The organism is Variovorax sp. PBS-H4, from assembly GCF_901827205.1.
Taxonomy (GTDB): Bacteria; Pseudomonadota; Gammaproteobacteria; order Burkholderiales; family Burkholderiaceae_C; genus Variovorax.
Map to the genome: position 1 here is coordinate 4,009,556 of NZ_LR594675.1, position 20,944 is coordinate 4,030,499.

Here is a 20,944-nt window from a genome sequence, read left to right on the forward strand (position 1 = left end):
AGGATCAGCGGTAGAGGCTTTCCGCATTGGTGCTCAGAACCTGGCGCACCACGGCATCGCTGCCCGCCCATTCCATGAACATGTCGAGCAGTTGGACGGGATCCGGAGCCGGCGTCACGCGCAGGTGGGGCCAGTCGCTGCCCCACACCAGCCGCTCCGGATTGGCGGCGATCATTTTCTGCTGGAACTCGCGCCCGACCTCCCAGTCGCTCTCGTTCAACAGGTTGCGGTAGGCGCACAGCTTCACCCACACTTTTCCCGTCTCCAGGAGGCCGAGCAGGGTCCGGAAGCCGGAGTCGTCGACGCCCGCCTTCGGATCGAAGCCGCCCATGTGGTCGATGACGACGGGGACCGGCACCACCCGTAGCTGCGCTGCGATCTCGACGAGTGCGCGGCAGTCGGTCCAGAGCTCCGCATGCAGCCCCGCATCAGCGAGCCGGGGCGCGAGCGCGTGCAGGTCGGCCAGCGACGCACTGCCCGCGAAGTTGCCGCCGGCGCCGCTGCGGTGACTGAAACGGGCGCCACGCACGCCCTGCGCACGCAGGTCCGCCAGGTCAAGAGGACTGCCGGGCCGCACCACGACCACGCCGCGCAGCGCCGGCCGAACCGCCAGTGCATGCAGCAGCAGCGAGTGGTCGTCGCCATAGGCGCTGGGATGGACCAGCACGCCGTTGCTGAGGCCGAGGCGTCGCAACAGCGCGGCGTACTGCGGCTCGATCGCCTCCGGCGGCGTGTAGCTGCGCTCAGCCGCCAGAGGGAAGCGTTCATAGGGGCCGAAGAGGTGGGCGTGGCAGTCCCAGCTGCCCGGCGCGTCGGCGGTGTTCATCGGAGCGCTTCGTGCTGCGGCAGCGGGAAGGCAGGCTGCACACCTTCGGGAAGCGGAATCTCGTGGCAGTTGAGCGTCATGGCGACCATGGTGTAGTAGCCGATCAGCGCCGTGAGTTCGACCACCGTGCGCTCGCCGAAGCGCTGCAGCACCGCGGCATAGGTCGCGTTCGAAACCGATTTGTCGCGATTCAGCTCCATCGCATAGCGCCACACGAGCGCATCGTCTTCCGACATCCCCGGCGGCTCGGTCTGCGCCAGCAAGGCATCGATGATGGGCGGCTCGATGCCTGCCTTCTCGCCCTCGATGCGATGCGCGTACCACTCGAAGGGCGAGCGGCAGGCACGCCCCGTCACCAGGATGGCGATCTCCGACAGCCGCGGAGGCAGCGAGGTGCCATAGCGCAGCAGCGCGCCGAGCGCCTGCCACCGGTCTGCGAGCTCGGCGTTGTGCAGGACCGCGCGCAACGGGCCCTGGATCTTTCCGCGCGGGCCGGAAACGATCTTGTCGTACACCGCCCGCTGGGCAGCGTCCATGGTGTCTGGGGAAGGGAGTGAGATCCGTGGCATGGCATGTTCCAGAGGACACGACCGGAAGGTCGATACGATGCGGCCATCATAGGAAACGACAGCGCCCGGGCGTCCAGGTTCACGGCAACGCTGCTATGCGGAAACTCGCAAGGCGAACCTTGGAGCAGGCAGAACGACCCGATCCGATCAGGACGCCCAACGCCAGTTCAGAATCTCCGGCATGTCCTCTCCGTGGGAAGTGATCCATGCCCGGTGCGCCAGCAGACGATCGCGCAGGTGCTGCTTGACGTGACCCGCGGCATCGCGGACCCTCGGCACGCGGTCGATCGCATCGGCGGCGAGGTGGAAGCGGTCGAGCCGGTTCAGCACGGTCATGTCGAACGGCGTCGTGGTCGTGCCCTCTTCCTGGTATCCGTGCACGTGGAAGTTGTCGTGGTTGGTGCGCCTGTAGGCCAGGCGATGAATCAGTTGCGGATAACCATGGAAGGCGAAGATCACCGGCTTGTCCTCGGTGAATATGGAATCGAACTCCGCGTCCGCAAGCCCATGCGGGTGTTCCGATGGAGATTGCAAGCTCATCAGGTCGACGACGTTGACCACGCGTATTTTCAGATCGGGCAACTCGCGCCGGAGCAGATCGACCGCAGCGAGCGTCTCCAGCGTTGGCACGTCACCGGCACACGCCATGACCACGTCGGGTGCCTGACCTTCGTCGTTGCTGGCCCAGGTCCAGATTCCCATTCCGACGCTGCAGTGCCGCATGGCAGTCTCGAGGTCCAGCCACTGGAACTCCGGGTTCTTGCCTGCCACGATCACGTTGACATAACCGCGGCTTCGCAGGCAGTGGTCGGTCACCGATAGCAGCGTGTTGGCATCGGGCGGCAGGTAGACGCGGACCAACTCGGCTTTCTTGCTGGCCACGTGATCCATGAAGCCCGGATCCTGATGGCTGAAGCCATTGTGGTCCTGTCGCCAGACGTGGCTGGTCAGCAGGTAGTTCAGTGATGCGATCGGCCTGCGCCAAGGAATGCCGCGGGATACCTTCAGCCATTTGGCGTGCTGGTTGAACATCGAGTCGACGATGTGGATGAAGGCTTCGTAGCACGAGAAGAAGCCGTGCCGCCCGGAGAGCAGATAGCCTTCCAGCCAGCCCTGACACAGCTGCTCGCTGAGCACCTCCATCACGCGCCCATTCGGCGCCACGTGGTCATCGCCGGGGAAGATCTCGGCCGTCGAGGTTCGCTTGCTGACCTCGAAGACCGCACCCAAGCGGTTGGACGTGGTTTCGTCGGGTGCCATCATTCGGAAATTGCGATCTGCGCCATTGAGCCGCATGACGTCCCGCAGGAACTCGCCCGCAACGCGTGTAGCTTCGGCCTTTATCGCTCCCGGCTTGGGCACAGCCACCGCGTAGCCGCGCACGTCCGGCATCCGCAGATCTTTGAGAAGCAGGCCGCCGTTGGCATGCGGATTAGCGCTCATGCGACGTTCCCCGCGGGGAGCGAGTTCGGCAATGTCCGCACGCAATGCACCGTCCTCGTCGAAGAGCTCCTCCGGGCGGTAGCTCCGCATCCAATCCTCGAGCAGCTTCACATGGGAAGGGTTTTCAACGAAGCCGGTCAAGGGCACTTGGTGCGCGCGCTGGGTGCCCTCGATGGGCACTCCGTCCACGACCTTGGGACCTGTCCAGCCTTTTGGGGAGCGCAGGACGATCATCGGCCAGCGCCTGCGTCGGCTGAAGCCATCCGCCCGGGCCTCCACCTGGATCGCGTTGATCACATCGAGCGCGATGTCGAGCGCAGCGGCCATCATGCGATGCATGGCATCCGGCTCGTGCCCCGAAACAAAATGCGGCTCGTAACCGTAGCCGCGCATCAGTTGGGTCAACTCCTCGTCGCCGATGCGCGCGAGGACCGTCGGGCCAGCAATCTTGTAGCCGTTGAGATGCAGGATCGGCAAGACGGCGCCGTCGGACGCCGGATTCAAGAACTTGTTCGAGTGCCAACTTGCGGCCAGGGCGCCGGTCTCCGCTTCGCCGTCGCCCACCACGCAGCAGGCCAGCAGGTCGGGGTTGTCGAAGACGGCACCGTAGGCGTGCAGCAGCGAGTAGCCGAGCTCGCCGCCCTCGTGAATCGAGCCTGGCGTTTCCGCTCCAACGTGACTGGAGATGCCACCCGGAAAGGAGAACTGCTTGAAAAGCCGTTGGATTCCTTCGGCGTTCTGACCCACGTTCGGATAGACCTCGCTGTAGGTACCTTCCAGCCACGTGTTGGCCACGACGCCGGGGCCGCCGTGACCGGGACCCGCGACGAAGATCGCTTGCAGATCGCGCGCCTTGATCGCGCGATTCATGTGAGCGTAGATGAAGTTCAAGCCCGGCGTCGTACCCCAGTGGCCAAGCAGGCGTGGCTTGATGTGTTCCAGAGCGAGCGGCATCCGCAGCAGCGGGTTGTCGATGAGGTAGATCTGGCCTACGGAAAGATAGTTCGCGGCCCGCCACCACGCATCCAGGACGGAAATCTCGTCGGCCGCAATGTGGCTGGTCGTGTGAGTTCTCATGCGCGCCTCGTGAGTTGCACGGCTGATGGTGATGCCGGCACCACGGCGCGGGCTTGCGGCAGATCAAGGCGCGGCGCTAGATGGGCCGATTCCATCTCGACTCCTCCATGACCGTGAACGCTACCTGGGGGCCTGCGGCTTCGCAGTTTCCAGGTCCATCATCATCTGCATCATCATTTCCATCATGTCCATGCGGCGCTCCATCATGTCTGCCTGCATGGTCGGCTCCTCCCGCAGCGAGGACTTGCCGGCACCGTGTCTGCGCATGCCGCTCTTCATCTGGCTCATCATGTTCATGCTGCCCTGCATCGCGCGCATATGATCCTTCATCAGCGCCGCGCGCTCTGCGGGAGTCTTGGCGGCCATCATCTTTTGATGCATGTCCTGCATCAACTTCATCTGCTCGTCGATCCTGGCGCTGTCGGCCTTCCCCTCGGCGCTCGCCATGTGATGTGCTGCGTGCTCGTCCGCCTCCTTGGCTCCTGCTCCCACTCCCGCTCCTGCTCCTGCTCCTGCTCCTGGAAACGATGAACAACCCGCCAGCGACATCAGCGCTGCGGTCATGAGGGCGGGGTATTTCATTTCAGTTCCTTTCGATGCGGTTGCATGCCGTGGGGTCATCGCCAGGAGCATGCTCCCTGCACCAGACTGTCTGCTTGACGAAGATCAAATCGCGGCCGCCGGAGAACACGTCTCCCGGTCAACGAACCCCGATCGGCGCGGACGCCTGGCCGAACCTCCCTTCAGGGCGGCGCCACCGGCACGAAGCTGGTGATCGAGCCGCGCCTGACCAACAGCGCCACGGTCTCGCCCTGGTGGGTCGCTTCGAGCGCCCTGTCCAGTTCATTGATCGCGGAGACTCCCACATCGTTGACGGCGAGGATCACGTCGCCGAGGCGAAGACCCGCCCGCCGGGCCGATCCGGAGGTGGATCTCACGTAGATTCCCGCCTCGACCGGGCCGCCTGCCTGCTTGGCTGTGCGCTCGGCAAGATCGAGTCCCAGTCGCGCCTCGCGAGTGTCTTGCGAGGCGATGCGCTGCGGAAGATCGGGAACGCCTTCCGCAACGGCGAGTTTCACCGTCAGCGGCGCCTTGCGCCGCCAGACGTCAAGCATGATCGAAGCGCCGGGACGGGCAGCCGCCACGCGCTGCTGGATTTCCGCGTAAGGCATTGCCGCGCTGCCGTCGATACTCAGCACAACGTCCCCGCTGCGGAGCCCGGCTTTCGCCGCAGGTCCGTCAGCATCGACGCGCACGATCAGCGCCCCCAACGGAGCGTCGAGCCCGAAGGCCAGCGCAAGATCCGGGGTCAGGGCCTGGGTCCGAGCCCCGATCTGGCCGCGCGTCACGCGCCCCGTCGACCGGAGCTCGGCGGCGATTCGCATCGCGGTGTCGATCGGCAGGCTGAACGAAACCCCTGTGTATCGGCCGCTCGCCGAATAGGTCATCGAGTTCATCCCGACGACTTCCCCGTGCTTGTTTAAAAGAGGCCCGCCAGAATTCCCAGGATTGAGCGCGACATCGGTCTGGATCAGCGGCTCGCCGCTGCCGCCCGGCAGGAAACGCGGATTGGCGCTCACCATGCCTGCCGTCACGCTCTGCTCGAACCCGAAAGGCGCCCCCAGCGCCGCCACCCATTCTCCGGCGCAAAGGCTCGCGCTGCTGCCGATCGCGGCGGCCGGCAGGTTCGTGGCAGCGATCTTCAATAGCGCCAGGTCGGTGCGTCGGTCGAGCCCGACGACAGCAGCCGGCCAACGATGCCGTCCCCCGACGAGGACCGATGTCTCCTGGCCCCCGAGCACCACATGCGCGCTGGTCAGTATGTACCCGTCGGCATCGACGACGAACCCCGATGCCGACGAGCGCTCCGACTCCAGCAGCGATCGTGCCGGCATCCCCACCTCATCGCTGCCGCCCCAGTCCGTGCCCGGGGCGATGCTCAGAACACGCACGACAGCCGGCGCCTGCCGCCGCACGGCTGCCACGAAATCGCCTCCCCGACTCAAAGAATCGGACGGGTCGAGACAGGGCCCGTCGTGAGACCACGCATGCGCCGCGCCGAGGAACGCAAGTGCGCCGAGCGTCGCCGCCAGCAGCCCGCGCGCGAATGGCCTGGTCGGCACCTCAGCGCACCAACAGGACCGGCACCGAGCATCGCGCCAGCACCTTCGTGGCGACCGACCCCAGCACGAGGTTCTTCAATGCGCCGGCACCGTGGGATCCCATGACCAGCAGATCGAAGTTGCCCGCTTCTGCATACGAAGCGATTTCCTCGGCTGGATGGCCCACCTTGTGAACGAAGGCGGCCTCGATGCCATGTTCCGAAAGAAACGTTCGAACCGGCCCCAGCACCACGCGTGCGTCGTCTTCGTAGTAGCCATGAACGAGCTCGGGGCCCGCGAACGCGGCAGCCCGATGCGTGACCGGGAGAACCGCATAGAAGACGGTGTAGGCGTGACCCGCGCCCAGTGCGTCCTTGTGCGCTGCCAGATAGGAGAGCATGCGTTTCGTGTAGTCGCTGCCATCCACTGCGAGAAGAATTTTCATGAGCCTGCTGCTCCTTCCTTCGAAACTTCGGATGGCCTGATGCTCGTCCCGTGCTCATCGATCTCCTTTGCGCCAGATCAACATCCGGCGCGCCGTCGATGCCGAGGCTGAACATCCCCGAACAGGTTCAACCCTTGAAGACAGTCAGCTTGCCGACCAGCCCGCTGGCCTTCGAGTGATTGGCGGCAGGGAAAGCGCAAGCCAGCGCGCGCCAAGCGCATCCACATCCACCGGCGCGTCCGTGGCAACGTCGAGGACCGCGGCGCATTCACCCGGATCCAAGGGCTCCTGCGTCGCAAGCTGTCGCTCCAGCACGTCCAGGGTCGCCTCGGACGGGTCGCGTCCCTGCGCCTCCCGCGCCACGATCCGCCTGCGCAAGTCCGCTTCGCCGGCGCGGCAGCGAAGAATCGAGAAGGGCACGTGCAGTTGCGCCGCCAAGGCGCGGAACAACAGCCGCTCGTCGCGGCGCAGGAAGGCGGCGTCGACGATCACCGGATAGCCGGCCTGCAGGGCCGTGCGCGCGCACTCGGCCAAACGGGCGAACGTACGTTCGGTCGCCTCCCGCGAGTAGATATTCGTAGGGTGGTCGATGGAGCGCTCGTGTGGCTCCAGTCCGAAAAGACGCTTGCGCTCGACATCCGACCGGATGCGGATCGCGCCCGCGACCGCCAGCAGCGCCGCAGCCATGGTCGACTTGCCCGAACCGGACAGCCCGTGCGTGAGCATCAGGCGGGGCGCGCTGTTCGGCATCCGCGCAAGTCGTGTTGCGCAGGCGAGGTAGTCGGGTCCGCCGGGCTGCGCAGCGCCGGCACGCACACGGAAGCGGCCCACCAACGCACGCACGAGTGCCCTGTACACCTCATAGAAGCGCAACACCTGCATGCCCGCGTAGTCGCCGCTGTGCTGCAGGTACGCATCGAGAAAGCGGAACGCGAGATCCCTGCGGCCGTGCGCTTCCAGGTCCATCGTGAGAAAGGCGACGTCGCTCATCACGTCGATCCAGCGCAGAGCAGGATCGAACTCGATGCAGTCGAAGGCGGTCAGCTGGTCGTCGATCAGCACCACGTTGGCCAGATGAAGGTCGCCATGGCACTCCCGAACTGCACCACTGCGCTGCCTCGCGAACCAGGCCGTGCGCAACGCCTTCCTTTGCTCGAAAATCCAAGTCTGCAGATCTCTGGTGGGCCGCGCGCCGGCATCGACGCGCAGACGTGCCAACGCATCGACCACCGGACGACCCACCTGGTCCGGCGTTGCGAACTCCGACTCCGGTGCGGCGATCTGTGCCCGCCCGTGGAAACTGGCCAACCGATGCGCGAACTGTTCAAGGCGGTCAAGCTCCAGCCGTCCGGCCGGCACCAGTCGTTGCAGCAATGCATCTTCGGAAAAGCGCCGCATGCAGACGGCAAATTCGATGGGGTCGCCTTCTCCGAGGTGCGGCGCCTGCGCGCTGCCGCAGACGGCGACCACGCCGATGTAGAGCGAAGGCGCGAGCCGCCGATTGAGGCGCACCTCCTCTTCGCAGAAGTGCTTGCGGGCCGCCAGTGTGCTGAAGTCGACGAAACCCAGATAGACGGGCTTCTTGAGCTTGTAGGCCAACCGCGAGGTCAGCAGCACCCAGGAGATGTGAGTCTCCACCAGCGATACCGCCTCGCCGGTGTCGAGCTGCAGGCGCTCACGCAAGGCCGTCACCAGCGTGCGGTCGGCGGCGGCAGTCGATGTGGACGTGCTCATTCCAGGAGTGTGCACCTGATCTTCCTGTGTGCTCTCGCGCAAAGCGCGTTACCGACCTGGCGTGCCTCGACGGAGCGCTCGCTAGCCAGCCGGCCCCCGGCGCGGGATCGGCGCTTCCTGCGGCCGAAGGTACCGTGCCGACCGACGCAACCATTTCTCCGTTTCGACCGCCACGAATACCACTACCGAGCAGCCCAGACATATCGCCAACTCGCCGGCCGCCAGCGCTTCGGTGCGAAATACCTCCTGCAACGGCGGTACATAGACAACGGCAAGTTGAAGCACGAAGGTCGACAACACCGCACCGGCCATGGGCGAATTGCTGCGCAGTCCCAGCGTCAAGAGCGAATCGCTCTCCGACCGAATGGCCAGCACGTATCCCATCTGCGAGAGCGTGAGCACCGTGAACACCATCGTTTGCCAATGCATGCCTGTCTTCAAGGCCCAGGCCTGGATGCCAAGGCACAGGCCTGCGATCAGCAGCCCCACCCACAGGATGTGCTGCCAGGTTCCACCTGCGAACAGGCTTTCGCCGGGGGCGCGCGGAGGCCGCCGCATCACGCCTCGTTCGGCGGGTTCTGCGGCAAACGCCAGGCCGGGCAGTCCATCGGTCACCAGGTTGATCCAGAGGATATGCAGCGGCAGCAGTGGAATCGGCATGCCCACGAGCGGAGCAAGCAGCAAGGTCCAGATCTCTGCGGAGTTCCCGGTGATCGCGTAGCGGACGAACTTGCGGATGTTGTCGAAGATGCGCCTTCCCTCGCGGACCGCGGCCACGATGGTGGCGAAGTTGTCGTCGAGGAGCACGAGGCTCGCCGCCTCGCGTGCCACGTCGGTGCCGCCGAGCCCCATGGCAACGCCGATGTCGGCCTGCTTCAGTGCCGGTGCGTCGTTGACGCCATCGCCAGTCATCGCGACGAACTGGCCTTGCGCCTGGAGCGCCCGCACGATGCGAATCTTCTGGGCCGGATCGACCCGTGCGTACACCTGGACGTCCCCGGCCAGGCGTCGCAGCGCGGCGTCGTCGAGTGCGGCGAGCTGCACGCCCGTCAATACTGGCGAGTGGTCGTCCGCAATGCCGAGCTCGCGCGCAATGGCCAGCGCAGTCGCCGGGTGGTCGCCGGTGATCATCACCGGCGTGATGCCTGCGCTGCGGCAATCCGAGACAGCTGCCTTTACTTCGGGACGCGGTGGGTCTGCCAGACCCACGAGACCGAGCAGGACCAGGTCGGCCTCAACGGTGTCTGCAGACTGTCCGGCGGGATCCCCGCCGAACGAACGCCGGGCCACGGCGAGAACGCGCAAGCCCTGCTCGGCCATCGCTGCCGCCACGCTCAAAGCCAGGGCGACGTCGAGTGCGGCCTCCTGCTGCCCGCGGGCCACGCGCGTGCAGCGGGGCACGAGCGCTTCGGGAGCACCTTTGGTCAAGACGACCCAGTCGCCGCCCTCGCGATGCAAGGTGCTCATCCGCTTTCGCTCGGAATCGAAAGGCCATTCGTGAAGCCGCACGCGCGACGCGCGGATGGCCCGCGGGTCCATGCCGCTTGCCATCGCGGCCTCGACAAGCGCGGTCTCGGTCGGGTCGCCCACCCAGGCGTCGTTGGCGTTCAGGCTCGCGTCGTTGCAAAGCAGCGCCGCGGTCCACAACGGTTCCGGTGTTCCGCCGCCGGGATATTCGACAGCCTGAACCCGCATGCGGTTCTGGGTCAGCGTGCCGGTCTTGTCGGAGCAGATCACGCTGATCGATCCCAGTGTCTCCACCGATGGCAGCCGGCGGACCAGGGCATTCACCTTCACCATGCGACGGGCACCGAGCGCCAGGAGAACCGTAACGACCGCGGGCAGCGCCTCGGGAATGGCCGCCACTGCGAGGCTCACGGCCGTGAGGGCCATCAGCAGCACCGGCTCGCCTCGCAGCACACCCATGGTGAAAACCAGCCCGCAGATCAACAGGACCACGAGCGAAAGCCGCCTGCCGAAGTCGGCAAGGCGAAGCTGGAGCGGCGTGCTTCGCGCCTCCGCGTCCCGCAGGAGGCCGGCGATGCGGCCGAGTTCCGTCTGCTGGCCGGTGGCGACCACCACGCCTTCGGCGCGACCATGCGTGACCAGCGTTCCCTTGAAGGCCATGTTCAGCCGGTCGCCCAGTGGATGTTCACCTTCGCCGAGGTGCGCGGTGTGCTTATCCACCGTGACGGATTCTCCCGTCAGCGTCGACTCGTCCACCCGCAGTTGCGCCACCTTGTGCAGGCGCAGATCGGCGGGGACGAGATTGCCCGCCTCCAGCAGCACCACGTCGCCGGGCACCACGTGCGCGGTATCGATCGTCAGCGAGAGACCTTCGCGACGCACGGTCGTGTGCGCCGCAGCCAGGCGCTTCAATGCGTCGAGCGCGCGCTCTGCGCGCCACTCCTGCGTCAGCCCGATCGCGGCATTGAGCAGCACGATGGCCGCGATCGCCACCGTATCCGCAACATCCCCGATGAATCCCGACAGCAGCGCAGCCGAAAGCAGGACCAGCACCATGAAGTCACGGAACTGATCGCAGACACGCCGGATCAGGCCGCGCGGAGCCGCTTCGGGGAGCCGGTTTTCGCCGTGAATATCCCGCCGCCGCTTCGCCTGGTCAGCCGTCAAGCCAATCCGCGGATCCACCTCCAGGTGCGCGGCAATGGCCTCTGCCGGATGCAGGTGCGCGTTTCCGATCGCCAGGTCTTGATCACCGCTCATGAGGCGGGCCGGAGATCTCTCATGCGTCGGCTGCGACTTGCGGTGCCACCGCGCTGCTTGCGTCACCCGCCCTCGGGCGGGCATTGACCAGCAGCACCGGGACCGGCGAGATGCGCAGTATCTGCTCCGCATCGCTGCCCAGCAGCGCACGGCCGACACCATGGCGACCATGCGTGCCGATCACGATCAGGTCGGCGTTCCAGGCTCTCGCCTGCTCGGCCACGAGTTCCGATACGCGGCCAGCGGCCGAGGTGAAGAGAACGGTTTCGGCCTCCACGCCGGCACGCGCTGCGATCTCGGTCCCTTGCTGGAGGATCTGCTCGCCCGCTTCAGCCATGAGCGGGACGAGGTCCGAGTTGTAGGCGGCAAAGGTCTCGAAGCCGGTCACATACTTCAGTTCGTCCACGACGTGGACGAGTCGCAGCGCTGCGCCCGTGAGCTTGGCCAGACGAAGCGCCTCGTCCAGGCCCCTGAGGGAGGTCGTGCTGCCATCGACGGGAACAAGAATGCGTTGGTACATGGCCAGGTCCTCGGGTGAAAAAGATGTTCTTGTCAGTTTCAGCGCCTGCAGCTCCCTTGGCCTTGATCCGCATCAACACACGGACCGACATTGCGGCGCCTTGACATCCATCAAATGGCTCGACCGCCCAAGCACCCAGACTTGGACGCCATCGGCAATCAATTCGAGGATGTAGATGGAAGACAAAGTCGAGGCACTGGACCGGACGCTGCATGCCGTCATGGGCCAGCTGACCAGAGGGATTTCGCCCGCGGCGATGATGCTGGCCTGGTCGGACTGGGCCATCCACCTCGCAGCGCAGCCCGTGCGCAGCGCCCAAGTGCTCGTGAGCGGCCCGCTGACGCGGGCGGTCGAGGCCACTGGCCAGGCCTTCCAGGCATTGCCTCCCCGTGAACCGCCGACCCCGGACTCGCACGAAGACGACCGCCGCCTCGCAGACCCTTCGTGGGATGCATGGCCCTTCACCCTGTATCGCCAGGCGTTCCGCACAAGCGGCCAGTGGCTGCGGCAATTGACCGAAGGCGTACCCGGTGTCGAGCGCCACCACGGGCAAGTCGTCGCCTTCGCGGCAAGGCAGTTGCACGAGATCTGCTCTCCGGCGAACTGGCCCGCGACCCACCCGCTCGTCCTGCAAAGAACCGCCGCGACCGGCGGGATGAACCTGCTGCAAGGCGCCCGGAACTTTGCGGAAGACCTGCAGCGCAGCCTCCAGCGCCTGCCGCCGAAAGCTGCCGAGGATTTCGTACCCGGGCGCCAGGTGGCAATCACCCCCGGAAAGGTCGTCTTGCGCAACCACCTCATGGAGCTTATCCAATATGCGCCCACGACGGCCAAGGTCCATCCCGAGCCGCTGTTGATCATGAGCGCGTGGATCATGAAGTACTACATCCTCGATCTCTCCCCGCACAACTCTCTGATCCGCTATCTGGTCGACAAGGGTCACACCGTGTTCGCGATTTCGTGGAGAAACCCCGATTCGGATGATCGGGACCTCGGCATCAACGACTACTTGGCGCAAGGCTTCATGGCCAGCCTCGACGCGATCAACGCCATCGTGCCCCGGAGGCGCGTGCACGCAGTGGGTTACTGCCTGGGAGGAACGCTGCTGGCCATCGGCGCGGCGGCCATGGCGCGCGACGGCGACGATCGCCTCGCGACGGTGTCGCTGCTGGCGGCACAGACGGATTTCACGGAGCCGGGAGAACTCGGCCTTTTCATCGACGAGAGCCAGCTCAGCTTCATGGAAGACCTGATGGCGCGCCAGGGCTATCTGGATTCGAGCCAGATGGCAGGCGCCTTCAACCTGTTGCGCGCCATCGACCTCATCTGGTCGCCCATGGTGCAGAACTACCTCCTCGGCGAGCGCAGTCCGATGACCGATCTGATGGCCTGGAACACTGACGGCACGCGCATGCCCTACCGAATGCACGCCGACTACCTGCGCAGCCTGTTCCTCGACAACGCGCTTGCGCGTGGCCAATACCTGGTAAACGGACGACCGGTCTCGTTGGGCGACATCGAGGCACCGATCTTCGCCGTCGCGACGCAAACCGACCATGTCGCACCCTGGCGCTCCGTCTACAAACTGAATTTGCTATGCGATACCGAGATCAGCTTCGTTCTCACCAACGGCGGCCACAACGCCGGCATCGTGAGCGAGCCCGGTCACGCGCACCGCCACTGTCGGGTCCTCCACCGTGCCAGGAATGCCCCCTACGTATCACCGGATGAGTACGTCGCTCGCGCCGAACACGTGGAGGGCTCATGGTGGCCTGCACTGCAGGCATGGCTGGCGGCTCGCTCGGGGCCTCGGTGCAAGCCGCCGCGCATGGGCCATGCGGAGCTCGGCTACGCCCCCCTTTGCGATGCACCCGGCACCTATGTCATGGCGCATTGAGCACGCCGTGCCAATCGCTTGATCCAGCGCAACGCTCAAGCCGCAGGTCGGTCCTAAAGTGATCTCACAGGCATCGCGAACCTGAAACCAGGGGCGCCATGAATGTCATCCACCCACCCTCGAAAGGAATTCCCATGAGATCCGATGCACAACTCAGAAGCGATGTCGTCGCCGAACTGAACTGGGACCCGGCGATCACCGCCACCGACGTCGGCGTGATCGTCAAGGACGGCGTCGTCACGTTGACCGGGCATCCCTCCAGCCACGCCGAGAAGTACGCCATCGAGCGCGCTGCGCAGCGCGTCAAGGGCGTGAAGGCGCTGGCGATCGAGATGCCGGTCAAGCTCGCCGCCGACTACACGCGGACCGACGCTGACATTGCCGCTGCCGTGGAGCGCGCCATCGAGTGGAACGTGCTCGTGCCCGACGACAAGATCCATCCGATGTTGGAGAACGGCTGGGTCACGCTCAATGGAGAAGTCGAATGGGACTACCAGCGCAGGGCGGCTGAAAATGCCGTGCGCGACCTGCTCGGCGTCACCGGCGTCACGAACCTGGTTGCCGTGAAGCCGAAGTTCACGGCGGCCGACGTCGAAAAGAAGATCCAGGAAGCACTGGAGCGCCAGGCAGGTCGCGAAGCCGAGCGAATCAAGATCGAGGTCAACGGTGCCCATGTCACGCTCAGCGGGAAGGTCCATTCCTGGGCCGAACGCAAGGCCGCCCAGGGGGCCGCATGGTCGGCGCCGGGCGTCGCCAACGTGATCAACAAGCTGCTCGTTGAAGCCTGACGATGCGTGTCGCACTGGTCACCGGCGGAACCGTTGGCATCGGAGCCGCCGTAGCCGAAGCCCTTTCGGCCGCAGGCTACCGGGTCGCCTCCAACTACGGCGGCAACACGCAGGCGGCGGAGGCGTTCACCGCGCGAACCGGCATACCCGCATTCGCGTGGAACGTGGCCGATCCGGCCGCGTGCAAGACGGGCGTGGGCCGCGTGGAGGCTGCCCTGGGGCCGATCGAGGTGCTGATCAACAATGCCGGCATCACGCGCGACGCGATGCTGCACAAGATGACGCTCGAGCAGTGGCGCGAGGTGCTCGACGTCAATCTGGGCGGCTGCTTCAACATGTGCCGAGCTGTGATCGAGGGCATGCGGGAGCGCCGCTTCGGCCGCATCGTCAACATGAGCTCGGTCAACGGGCTCTCGGGGCAGGCCGGGCAGACCAACTACGCCGCGACCAAGGCGGGGCTGGTCGGCTTCACGAAGTCCCTCGCGCTCGAAGGCGCGTCCCGCAACATCACGGCCAACGTCGTGGCGCCGGGCTATACCGACACCGCCATGGTCCGTGCGGTGCCGCCCGACGCGCTGGCGCAGATCCTGAAGACCGTCCCGATGGGGCGGCTGGCGACACCGGCGGAGATCGCGCGCGGCGTCGTCTTTCTCGCCGCGGACGAAGCCGGCTTCATCAGTGGCATCACACTGTCCATGAACGGCGGCAAGTACATGCCCTGAGTGGCCACAACTCTCCTTCCCCTTTTCTGCTCCTGGAGCTTGCCATGCGAACGATGAAAGCCGCGGTTGTCCACGCGTTCGGACAACCCCTCAAGATCGAAGAAGTGCCCGTGCCCGAGGTACCCCCGGGGCAGGTCCTGGTCAAGGTGGCCGCCTCCGGCGTCTGCCACACCGACCTGCATGCCGCAGAAGGCGATTGGCCGGTCAAGCCCGCCCTGCCCTTCATTCCCGGCCACGAGGGCGTGGGCCATGTCGCGGCTGTCGGCGCGGGCGTCAAGCACGTCAAGGAAGGCGACCGCGTGGGGGTGCCGTGGCTGCATACCGCCTGCGGGCATTGCGAGCACTGCATCACCGGCTGGGAGACGCTGTGCGACCACCAGCAGATGACCGGCTACACCGTCAACGGCGGCTACGCAGAGTATGTGCTCGCCGATCCGGGCTATGTGGGGCACCTGCCGGCGAATGTCGGCTTCACCGAGATCGCGCCCGTGCTTTGCGCGGGCGTCACCGTCTACAAGGGACTCAAGGTGCTGGATTGCAAACCGGGCGATTGGGTGGCGATCTCCGGAGTCGGCGGCCTGGGCCACCTGGCGGTGCAGTACGCCAAGGCGATGGGGTTCCATGTCGCTGCCGTCGACATCGACGACGAGAAGCTGCAGTTGGCCAGCCAGGTCGGCGCCGACATGGTGATCAATGCCGCGAAGCAGGATCCCGCCCAGGAGATGCAGAAAGCTTTGCGCGGCGCGCACGGCGTGCTGGTGACCGCGGTCTCCCGCAGCGCCTTCGCGCAGGCGCTGGGCATGCTGCACAAGCGCGGCACCATGTCGATGGTGGGTCTGCCGCCGGGCGATTTCGCGCTGCCGATTTTCGACATGGTGCTCAATGCCAAGACCGTGCGGGGGTCGATCGTGGGCACCCGCAAGGACCTGCAGGAGGCTCTGGAATTCGCCGGCGAGGGCAAGGTGCGCACGGTCTGCAGCGAAGACCGGCTCGACAACATCAACAACGTATTCGATGACATGCGCCGGGGCCGGATCGAAGGCCGGGTCGTCATGCGCTTGACAGACGAGGTCTAGCTGCATGCGGTGGCGCGGTGCTGCTGCCCTCGTGCGGACAGGCTGCAGCGGGCGAGAACAGCGCCGCGCTGGTGGGCGACTGTGTCGTCTTCCTTCCATCTTCCTTCCATCTTCCTGTGAGTTCCCCCGATGAAACACCTGACCGATACCGACCTCCACCTGCTGTCCGATCAACTCCAAGCCATGAGGCGCAGCGTCCTCGATGAAATCCGCGGCGCTTCCCTCGATATCGAAGCCACTCTTCAGCCTCAGGATCACGAGGTCCGAACCCATGCCGATGAAGCCGAGGTCGAACGTCTCGGCGACGTCCGCTTCGCCGAGATCGAAATCGACCAAGCCAGGCTGCTCGACATCGAGCAGGCGCAGCAGCGCATGGCCGTCGGCCGCTATGGCGTCTGCATTGACTGCGGGGATCCCATCCCGCGCGAGCGGCTGATGGCGCAAGCCACCGCCATCCGCTGCGCGGCTTGCCAAGCCGCCGCCGAGGACAGGCTTCGCCGCTGAGACGCTCGACGCAAGGGGCTCGAAGCATGCGCACGGCGCATTCCCAAAGACCGCGTCTATAGCAGGGCCATCCGTGGGGCGGGAGGGGTGGCGTCGCCGGCGGGCAGCAGCCCGATTGATGGCCCGTCGCCAGCCGACTAACATCGCCTGGTGACTACTCCTGCACATCTTGCGGTTCTCGACGACGAAGCCGACATCACGCTACTGCTCGCCAACTACCTTGCAAGCCACGGTTTCCGCGTCAGCCAGCTGCATACCGGCACGGCGCTCATGGACCTGATGGCATGTGATGCGCCCATCCTCGTGCTGCTGGACCTGGGCCTGCCGGGTGAGGATGGCTTCGCCATCGCCCGCCAATTGAGGGAACACTGGCGTTGCGGGCTGGTGATCGTCACCGGCCGCGGCGATTCTGTCGACAAGGTGGTCGGCTTGGAGGTCGGTGCCGACGACTACGTGACCAAGCCATTCGATCTGCGCGAACTGCTGGCGCGCATCAAGGCCGTGCTCCGTCGGCTTGCGCCTGCCGAATCCGCGCCGGCGAGGGCAACTACCGAGGCCGCAACGCTGCTGCGCTTTGCGCAGTGGGAGCTCGACACCGCGGCCCGGCGCCTGCTGGATCCGGGCCGAAGCGAGGTGTCCCTCACCACGGGCGAGTTCGATCTGCTGAACACGCTGGCGACCCACCCAGGCCGCGTGCTGTCGCGGGACTTCCTTCTCGAACACACCCGGGGCCGCGACGGCGGCCCCTTCGACCGCACCATCGACGTCCAGATCGGACGATTGCGCAAGAAGCTGGAAGCCGACCCGAACAACCCACAGATCATCAAGTCGGTGCGCGGCGCGGGCTACATCCTGGTGCCCAAGGTCGAGGCGGCCTGATGAAGCAGGAATCACTCGTTCCCGGATTCGACGATGGGGCCGTATTCCGCTCGCTCTTTGCAGCCTATCCGGACGCGCTTCTGCTGGTCGATCTCCAGGGCGTGATCGGACTCGCCAATCCGGCCGCACTCGACTTGCTGGGCTATTCGGCGGACGAACTCGTCGGGCTTTCCGTCGACGAGCTGGTGCCCGACGCGATCCGGCCGCGCCATGCCGACTACCGCAACGCCTACGCAGCCCATCCACGCACCCGCCCGATGGGTATGCAGATGGACCTGGTCGCCAAGCGGCGCGACGGCAGCACGGTGATGGTCGAGATCGCGCTGAGCCCGCTGCAGGACCACGGCCTGCCCTATGTCGTGGCTGCCATTCGCAGCGTGGGTGCCTATCCCCGCGTCAAGCAGGCCTTGCAGAGGGCCCGGTATGCCGAGCATCTCGCCCAGTTCGGCCGCTTCGCGGTCGACGCGCGAGAGCCGCAGGAACTTCTGGAACTCGTCCCGGCAATCGCGGCAGAAGCCCTCCAGGTCGAAACAGCCGAGATCCTCCTGCTGGAGCAGAGCGGCCTCGAGTTCCGGGTCGCTGCCGTCACCGGCGCCTTGCAGCATCTCGCCGTCGGCGATCGGGTGCCCAATTCGCCAGGCTCGGCTGCCGGCAGCGTCGTGTCCGACGCAAAGGCGGTACTGGTCGACGACCACGCGCGCGAGCAGCGCTTCCAGGCTGCTTCGCGCGCCATCGAGCATGGGTTGCCGAGCGAGCTCGCGGTGCCGCTGCTGGACCGTGGCCGCACCATCGGCGTCCTGGCCGTGCATTCGAGCACACCCAGACGCTTCGGCGATGACGAGTTTCGATTCCTCGACTCGCTCTCGAGCTTGCTGGGGACCGTCCTGCAGCGCGCCCAGAGCGAAGAGGCGCTCAACCACGCGCAACGGCTGGAAACCGTCGGCCAGCTGACCGGAGGCGTCGCGCACGACTTCAACAACCTGCTGACCATCATTTCGGGCAATCTGCAGGTGCTCGAAGATGCTCCCGCGTGCGCTGGCGATCCGTTCATCCAGCAACTCGTCGGCAGCGCCTCGCGCGCCACACGCCGAGGCGCCGAGCTGACGGGCAAGCTGCTCGCGTTCTCGCGCCGCCAGGTGCTTCAACCCACGGTCGTCGACACCTCCGCGCTGCTGCATTCGTTGACCGACATGCTGCGCCGCACGCTCGATCAACGCATCCTGATCACGCTCGATGCCGAAGAGGCGCTGTGCCTGGCGGACCCGGGGCAGCTCGAATCCGCGCTGCTGAACGTTGCCATCAACGCGCGCGACGCCATGCCGCAAGGCGGCACATTGGCCTTCGTCTGCCGGCCCGTCGCCTCCCTGCCCTCTCGCCTCGATGCCGAGCGCGGCCCGGCCCACGATGCCGGCTATGTTGCGATCTCCATCGCGGATACCGGCTTCGGGATGCCCGAGGCCGTCAAGGAGCGTGCCTTCGAACCCTTCTTCACCACCAAGGAAAGCGGCCGCGGCACCGGACTGGGTCTTTCGACCGTCTACGGCTTCGCCAAGCAATCGCGCGGCGCCGTCGATCTCAGCAGCGCGCCCGACGCAGGCACCACGGTGACGCTCTATCTCCCGCGCGTTGACGAAGAAGGCGCCGCTGACGAGGACATCGATGCGGCGGCGTCGCGCAGCGTGCCCGCGAACCTGCGTGTTCTGCTGGTGGAGGACGACCCCGAGGTCCGCAGCGTGGTGGAGAAGTTCCTTGATTCGATGGCCTGTGAGGTCCTCGCTTGCGCCAACGCCGAAGAAGCGCTGGGCGTGCTGGCATCGGAGCCAGGCATCGGGCTGCTGCTCACCGACATCCTGCTCGGCCCCGGCATGCGCGGCACCGAACTCGCGGAGACGGCGCACGCGAAGCTGCCCGGCCTGCCGGTGCTGCTGATGTCGGGCTATTCCAGCAAGCTGCTCGAGGAGCCGCAGGCCTGGGAGCTGCTGCGCAAGCCCTACACGCGCAACGAACTCGAGCGTGCCATCGTGAAGGTCCTCAACGCCGCACAGTGAAGGGCCGAAGCGCTTCGAGCCATTGCGGAGTCTGGGGGGCACCGCCCCATCGGGGACTGTCGTGCCTACGAAGTGCATCCACCGCTCGGGCAGCACATCGTCAGGTTCCTTGGCGAGGCAGGATTTCATCGCCATTCTGCGGCTCGGCGTCGCGCCGGCATGGCGGTCACGATCCTGTGGCGCGGGGTGTGCCCGTGAACTAGAAGCCCTTGCGCGGGCGCCGCCAGCCGTACCAGAAGCCTGCCGCAGGCGGAATGCCGAGTGCGACCCAAGCCACAGCATCGCCCAGCCCGCCATCGCTGAAGAGCGCCGACACCAAGCCGACGGACGTGAGCACGCCCAGCACGATCGGCCAGCCCCACAAGTGCCAGAAGGAATGACGTGGCTTCGTCATGACCCCGCCTTCGCCGTTGCGGAGCGCCGAGCGACCGGCACCGCTGGCGCGCCCTGCACCTGCGCACCCGGCGGCGTTTCGGCGGCGGGCACGGCCCTGCCGCGCTTGAGCCACAGGTAGAGGCCGCTGCCCAGCACGATGATGGTGGCGATGTCCAGCAGCGCCCAGAGGATCTGCATCGGCATGCCGCCGTAGTCCCCGAAGTGCAGTGGCTGCGACACCAGCAGAGCCGTGAGGTACCAGGGCAACTGCGGACTTGCGGTCACTTCGTTGCTCCTGGCATCCACCAGCACCGGCTGCAGCAGCCGCGAGGTGAAGGGCTCGTTACCTCGCAGGAACACCGTGTTGTGATGCGGACTCGAGAAAGCCGTGCCGGGAAACGCGATGAACGAGACCTTCATTCCCGGCGCGCGCTCGAGCGCGACTTCCAGCGAACGCTGCAACGAGCCGCGCTCGGCCTTGGGTACCTCGGGCTGCCCGTTGTAGGGCGCGAGCAGCGCGCTCAGCTGGTCGTACTGCCAATACTTGATCACCAGGTCAGCCCAGGTATTGATCATGCCCGTGGCGCCCACGGTGAAGGCCCACACCAGCGTGACGATGCCCAGCAGGTTGTGCAGGTCCAGCCACTTGAGGCGCGGCCGGCGCTCGCGCCGCACGGTGCCGAAATCGAGCTTGCGCATGAAGGGCGCATACAGCACCACGCCGCTGACGATGGCCACCAGCAGCAGCAGGCCCATGAAGCCCAGGAACAGCTTGCCGGGAAGCCCGGCGAAGAGGTCTACATGGAGCTTGAGCATGACCCACATGAAGCCTTCGTCGAACTTGGGCTGGGCCAGCACCTGGCCGGTGCGCGCGTCGACCGCGACAGATTTGAAGTCGTCGGTGGGCGCCGGCGTGGGCGTGAGGGTGACGAACCAGAGCCCGTCGTCGTCCTCCGGCTGGGAGACGAACTGCACCACGCGATCGGGATGCAGCGCATGTGCCGTCGCGACCACGCCGTCCAGGCTCGCGCGCGGCGTGCCGGGTGCCATCTTCGGTGCCTCGACCTCGGTGCCCAGCAGGTGGCCGATCTCGTGGTGGAAGATCAATGGCAGCCCGGTGACGCACAGGAGCAGCATGAAGACGGTGCAGACCAGGCTGCTCCACTTGTGCACCCAGGCCCAGGTCTTGACGCGTCTGGTGTCCATCGCGGG

General features: G+C 66.1%; 18 protein-coding genes. 7 read left to right on the forward strand and 11 right to left on the reverse strand.

Annotation, left to right across the window (positions count from 1 at the left end):
* Positions 1 to 4: 4 nt before the first annotated feature.
* From E5CHR_RS19015 to E5CHR_RS19055, 9 genes are all read right to left on the reverse strand, one after another.
* The gene (locus E5CHR_RS19015; RefSeq protein WP_162581280.1) at positions 5 to 826 is read right to left on the reverse strand and encodes an amidohydrolase family protein; all 822 of its coding nucleotides are present in this window, start codon (positions 824 to 826) and stop codon (positions 5 to 7) included.
* Positions 823 to 1,395, reverse strand: a complete 573-nt coding sequence (locus tag E5CHR_RS19020; RefSeq protein WP_162581281.1) for a carboxymuconolactone decarboxylase family protein — start codon at positions 1,393 to 1,395, stop codon at positions 823 to 825. Before E5CHR_RS19020 ends, E5CHR_RS19015 begins: the two co-directional genes overlap by 4 nt.
* A gap of 147 nt (positions 1,396 to 1,542) precedes the next feature.
* On the reverse strand, positions 1,543 to 3,915 hold the full coding sequence (locus E5CHR_RS19025; protein ID WP_162581282.1) for a phosphoketolase family protein: 2,373 nt from the start codon (positions 3,913 to 3,915) through the stop codon (positions 1,543 to 1,545).
* A gap of 120 nt (positions 3,916 to 4,035) precedes the next feature.
* Positions 4,036 to 4,497: a hypothetical protein gene (locus E5CHR_RS19030; RefSeq protein WP_232062117.1), complete on the reverse strand. Its 462-nt coding sequence runs from the start codon at positions 4,495 to 4,497 to the stop codon at positions 4,036 to 4,038.
* Positions 4,498 to 4,658: 161 nt separating this feature from the next.
* Complete coding sequence (locus tag E5CHR_RS19035; RefSeq protein ID WP_162581283.1) at positions 4,659 to 6,038, reverse strand: trypsin-like peptidase domain-containing protein; 1,380 nt, start codon at positions 6,036 to 6,038, stop codon at positions 4,659 to 4,661.
* Between the two features lies 1 nt (position 6,039).
* Positions 6,040 to 6,462, reverse strand: coding sequence for a universal stress protein (locus E5CHR_RS19040; RefSeq protein ID WP_162581284.1), 423 nt, complete (start codon positions 6,460 to 6,462; stop codon positions 6,040 to 6,042).
* A gap of 144 nt (positions 6,463 to 6,606) precedes the next feature.
* Positions 6,607 to 8,196: a bifunctional aminoglycoside phosphotransferase/ATP-binding protein gene (locus E5CHR_RS19045; protein ID WP_162581285.1), complete on the reverse strand. Its 1,590-nt coding sequence runs from the start codon at positions 8,194 to 8,196 to the stop codon at positions 6,607 to 6,609.
* A gap of 81 nt (positions 8,197 to 8,277) precedes the next feature.
* Positions 8,278 to 10,923 (reverse strand): cation-translocating P-type ATPase, encoded by a 2,646-nt coding sequence (locus E5CHR_RS19050; RefSeq protein WP_162581286.1) that lies wholly within the window; start codon positions 10,921 to 10,923, stop codon positions 8,278 to 8,280.
* Positions 10,924 to 10,942: 19 nt separating this feature from the next.
* Positions 10,943 to 11,443: a universal stress protein gene (locus E5CHR_RS19055; protein WP_162581287.1), complete on the reverse strand. Its 501-nt coding sequence runs from the start codon at positions 11,441 to 11,443 to the stop codon at positions 10,943 to 10,945.
* A 175-nt stretch (positions 11,444 to 11,618) separates the two neighbouring features.
* Between E5CHR_RS19055 and E5CHR_RS19060 the strand changes: the two genes are divergently transcribed.
* From E5CHR_RS19060 to E5CHR_RS19090, 7 genes are all read left to right on the forward strand, one after another.
* Complete coding sequence (locus E5CHR_RS19060) at positions 11,619 to 13,340, forward strand: PHA/PHB synthase family protein (RefSeq protein WP_162581288.1); 1,722 nt, start codon at positions 11,619 to 11,621, stop codon at positions 13,338 to 13,340.
* A gap of 134 nt (positions 13,341 to 13,474) precedes the next feature.
* Positions 13,475 to 14,128, forward strand: a complete 654-nt coding sequence (locus E5CHR_RS19065; RefSeq protein ID WP_162581289.1) for a BON domain-containing protein — start codon at positions 13,475 to 13,477, stop codon at positions 14,126 to 14,128.
* 2 nt (positions 14,129 to 14,130) lie between these two features.
* A complete protein-coding gene (phbB, locus tag E5CHR_RS19070; protein WP_162581290.1) occupies positions 14,131 to 14,850 on the forward strand; it encodes an acetoacetyl-CoA reductase in 720 nt (239 codons plus the stop codon).
* A gap of 44 nt (positions 14,851 to 14,894) precedes the next feature.
* Positions 14,895 to 15,926, forward strand: coding sequence for an alcohol dehydrogenase AdhP (adhP, locus tag E5CHR_RS19075; RefSeq protein ID WP_162581291.1), 1,032 nt, complete (start codon positions 14,895 to 14,897; stop codon positions 15,924 to 15,926).
* 129 nt (positions 15,927 to 16,055) lie between these two features.
* On the forward strand, positions 16,056 to 16,430 hold the full coding sequence (locus E5CHR_RS19080) for a TraR/DksA family transcriptional regulator (protein WP_162581292.1): 375 nt from the start codon (positions 16,056 to 16,058) through the stop codon (positions 16,428 to 16,430).
* A gap of 150 nt (positions 16,431 to 16,580) precedes the next feature.
* The gene (locus E5CHR_RS19085) at positions 16,581 to 17,309 is read left to right on the forward strand and encodes a winged helix-turn-helix domain-containing protein (RefSeq protein ID WP_162581293.1); all 729 of its coding nucleotides are present in this window, start codon (positions 16,581 to 16,583) and stop codon (positions 17,307 to 17,309) included.
* Entirely contained in the window at positions 17,309 to 19,357 is a 2,049-nt protein-coding gene (locus tag E5CHR_RS19090) for a PAS domain S-box protein (RefSeq protein ID WP_162581294.1), read from the forward strand. Before E5CHR_RS19085 ends, E5CHR_RS19090 begins: the two co-directional genes overlap by 1 nt.
* 199 nt (positions 19,358 to 19,556) lie before the next feature.
* On the opposite strand, the gene E5CHR_RS19095 is transcribed toward E5CHR_RS19090, so the two are convergent.
* Both E5CHR_RS19095 and E5CHR_RS19100 read right to left on the reverse strand, forming a co-directional pair.
* Positions 19,557 to 19,751 carry a hypothetical protein gene (locus E5CHR_RS19095; protein WP_162581295.1) on the reverse strand — a complete coding sequence of 65 codons (195 nt, stop codon included), beginning with the start codon at positions 19,749 to 19,751 and terminating at the stop codon, positions 19,557 to 19,559.
* Positions 19,748 to 20,938: a PepSY-associated TM helix domain-containing protein gene (locus E5CHR_RS19100; RefSeq protein WP_162581296.1), complete on the reverse strand. Its 1,191-nt coding sequence runs from the start codon at positions 20,936 to 20,938 to the stop codon at positions 19,748 to 19,750. The genes E5CHR_RS19095 and E5CHR_RS19100 overlap by 4 nt, the downstream gene beginning before the upstream one ends.
* Positions 20,939 to 20,944 lie beyond the last annotated feature (6 nt).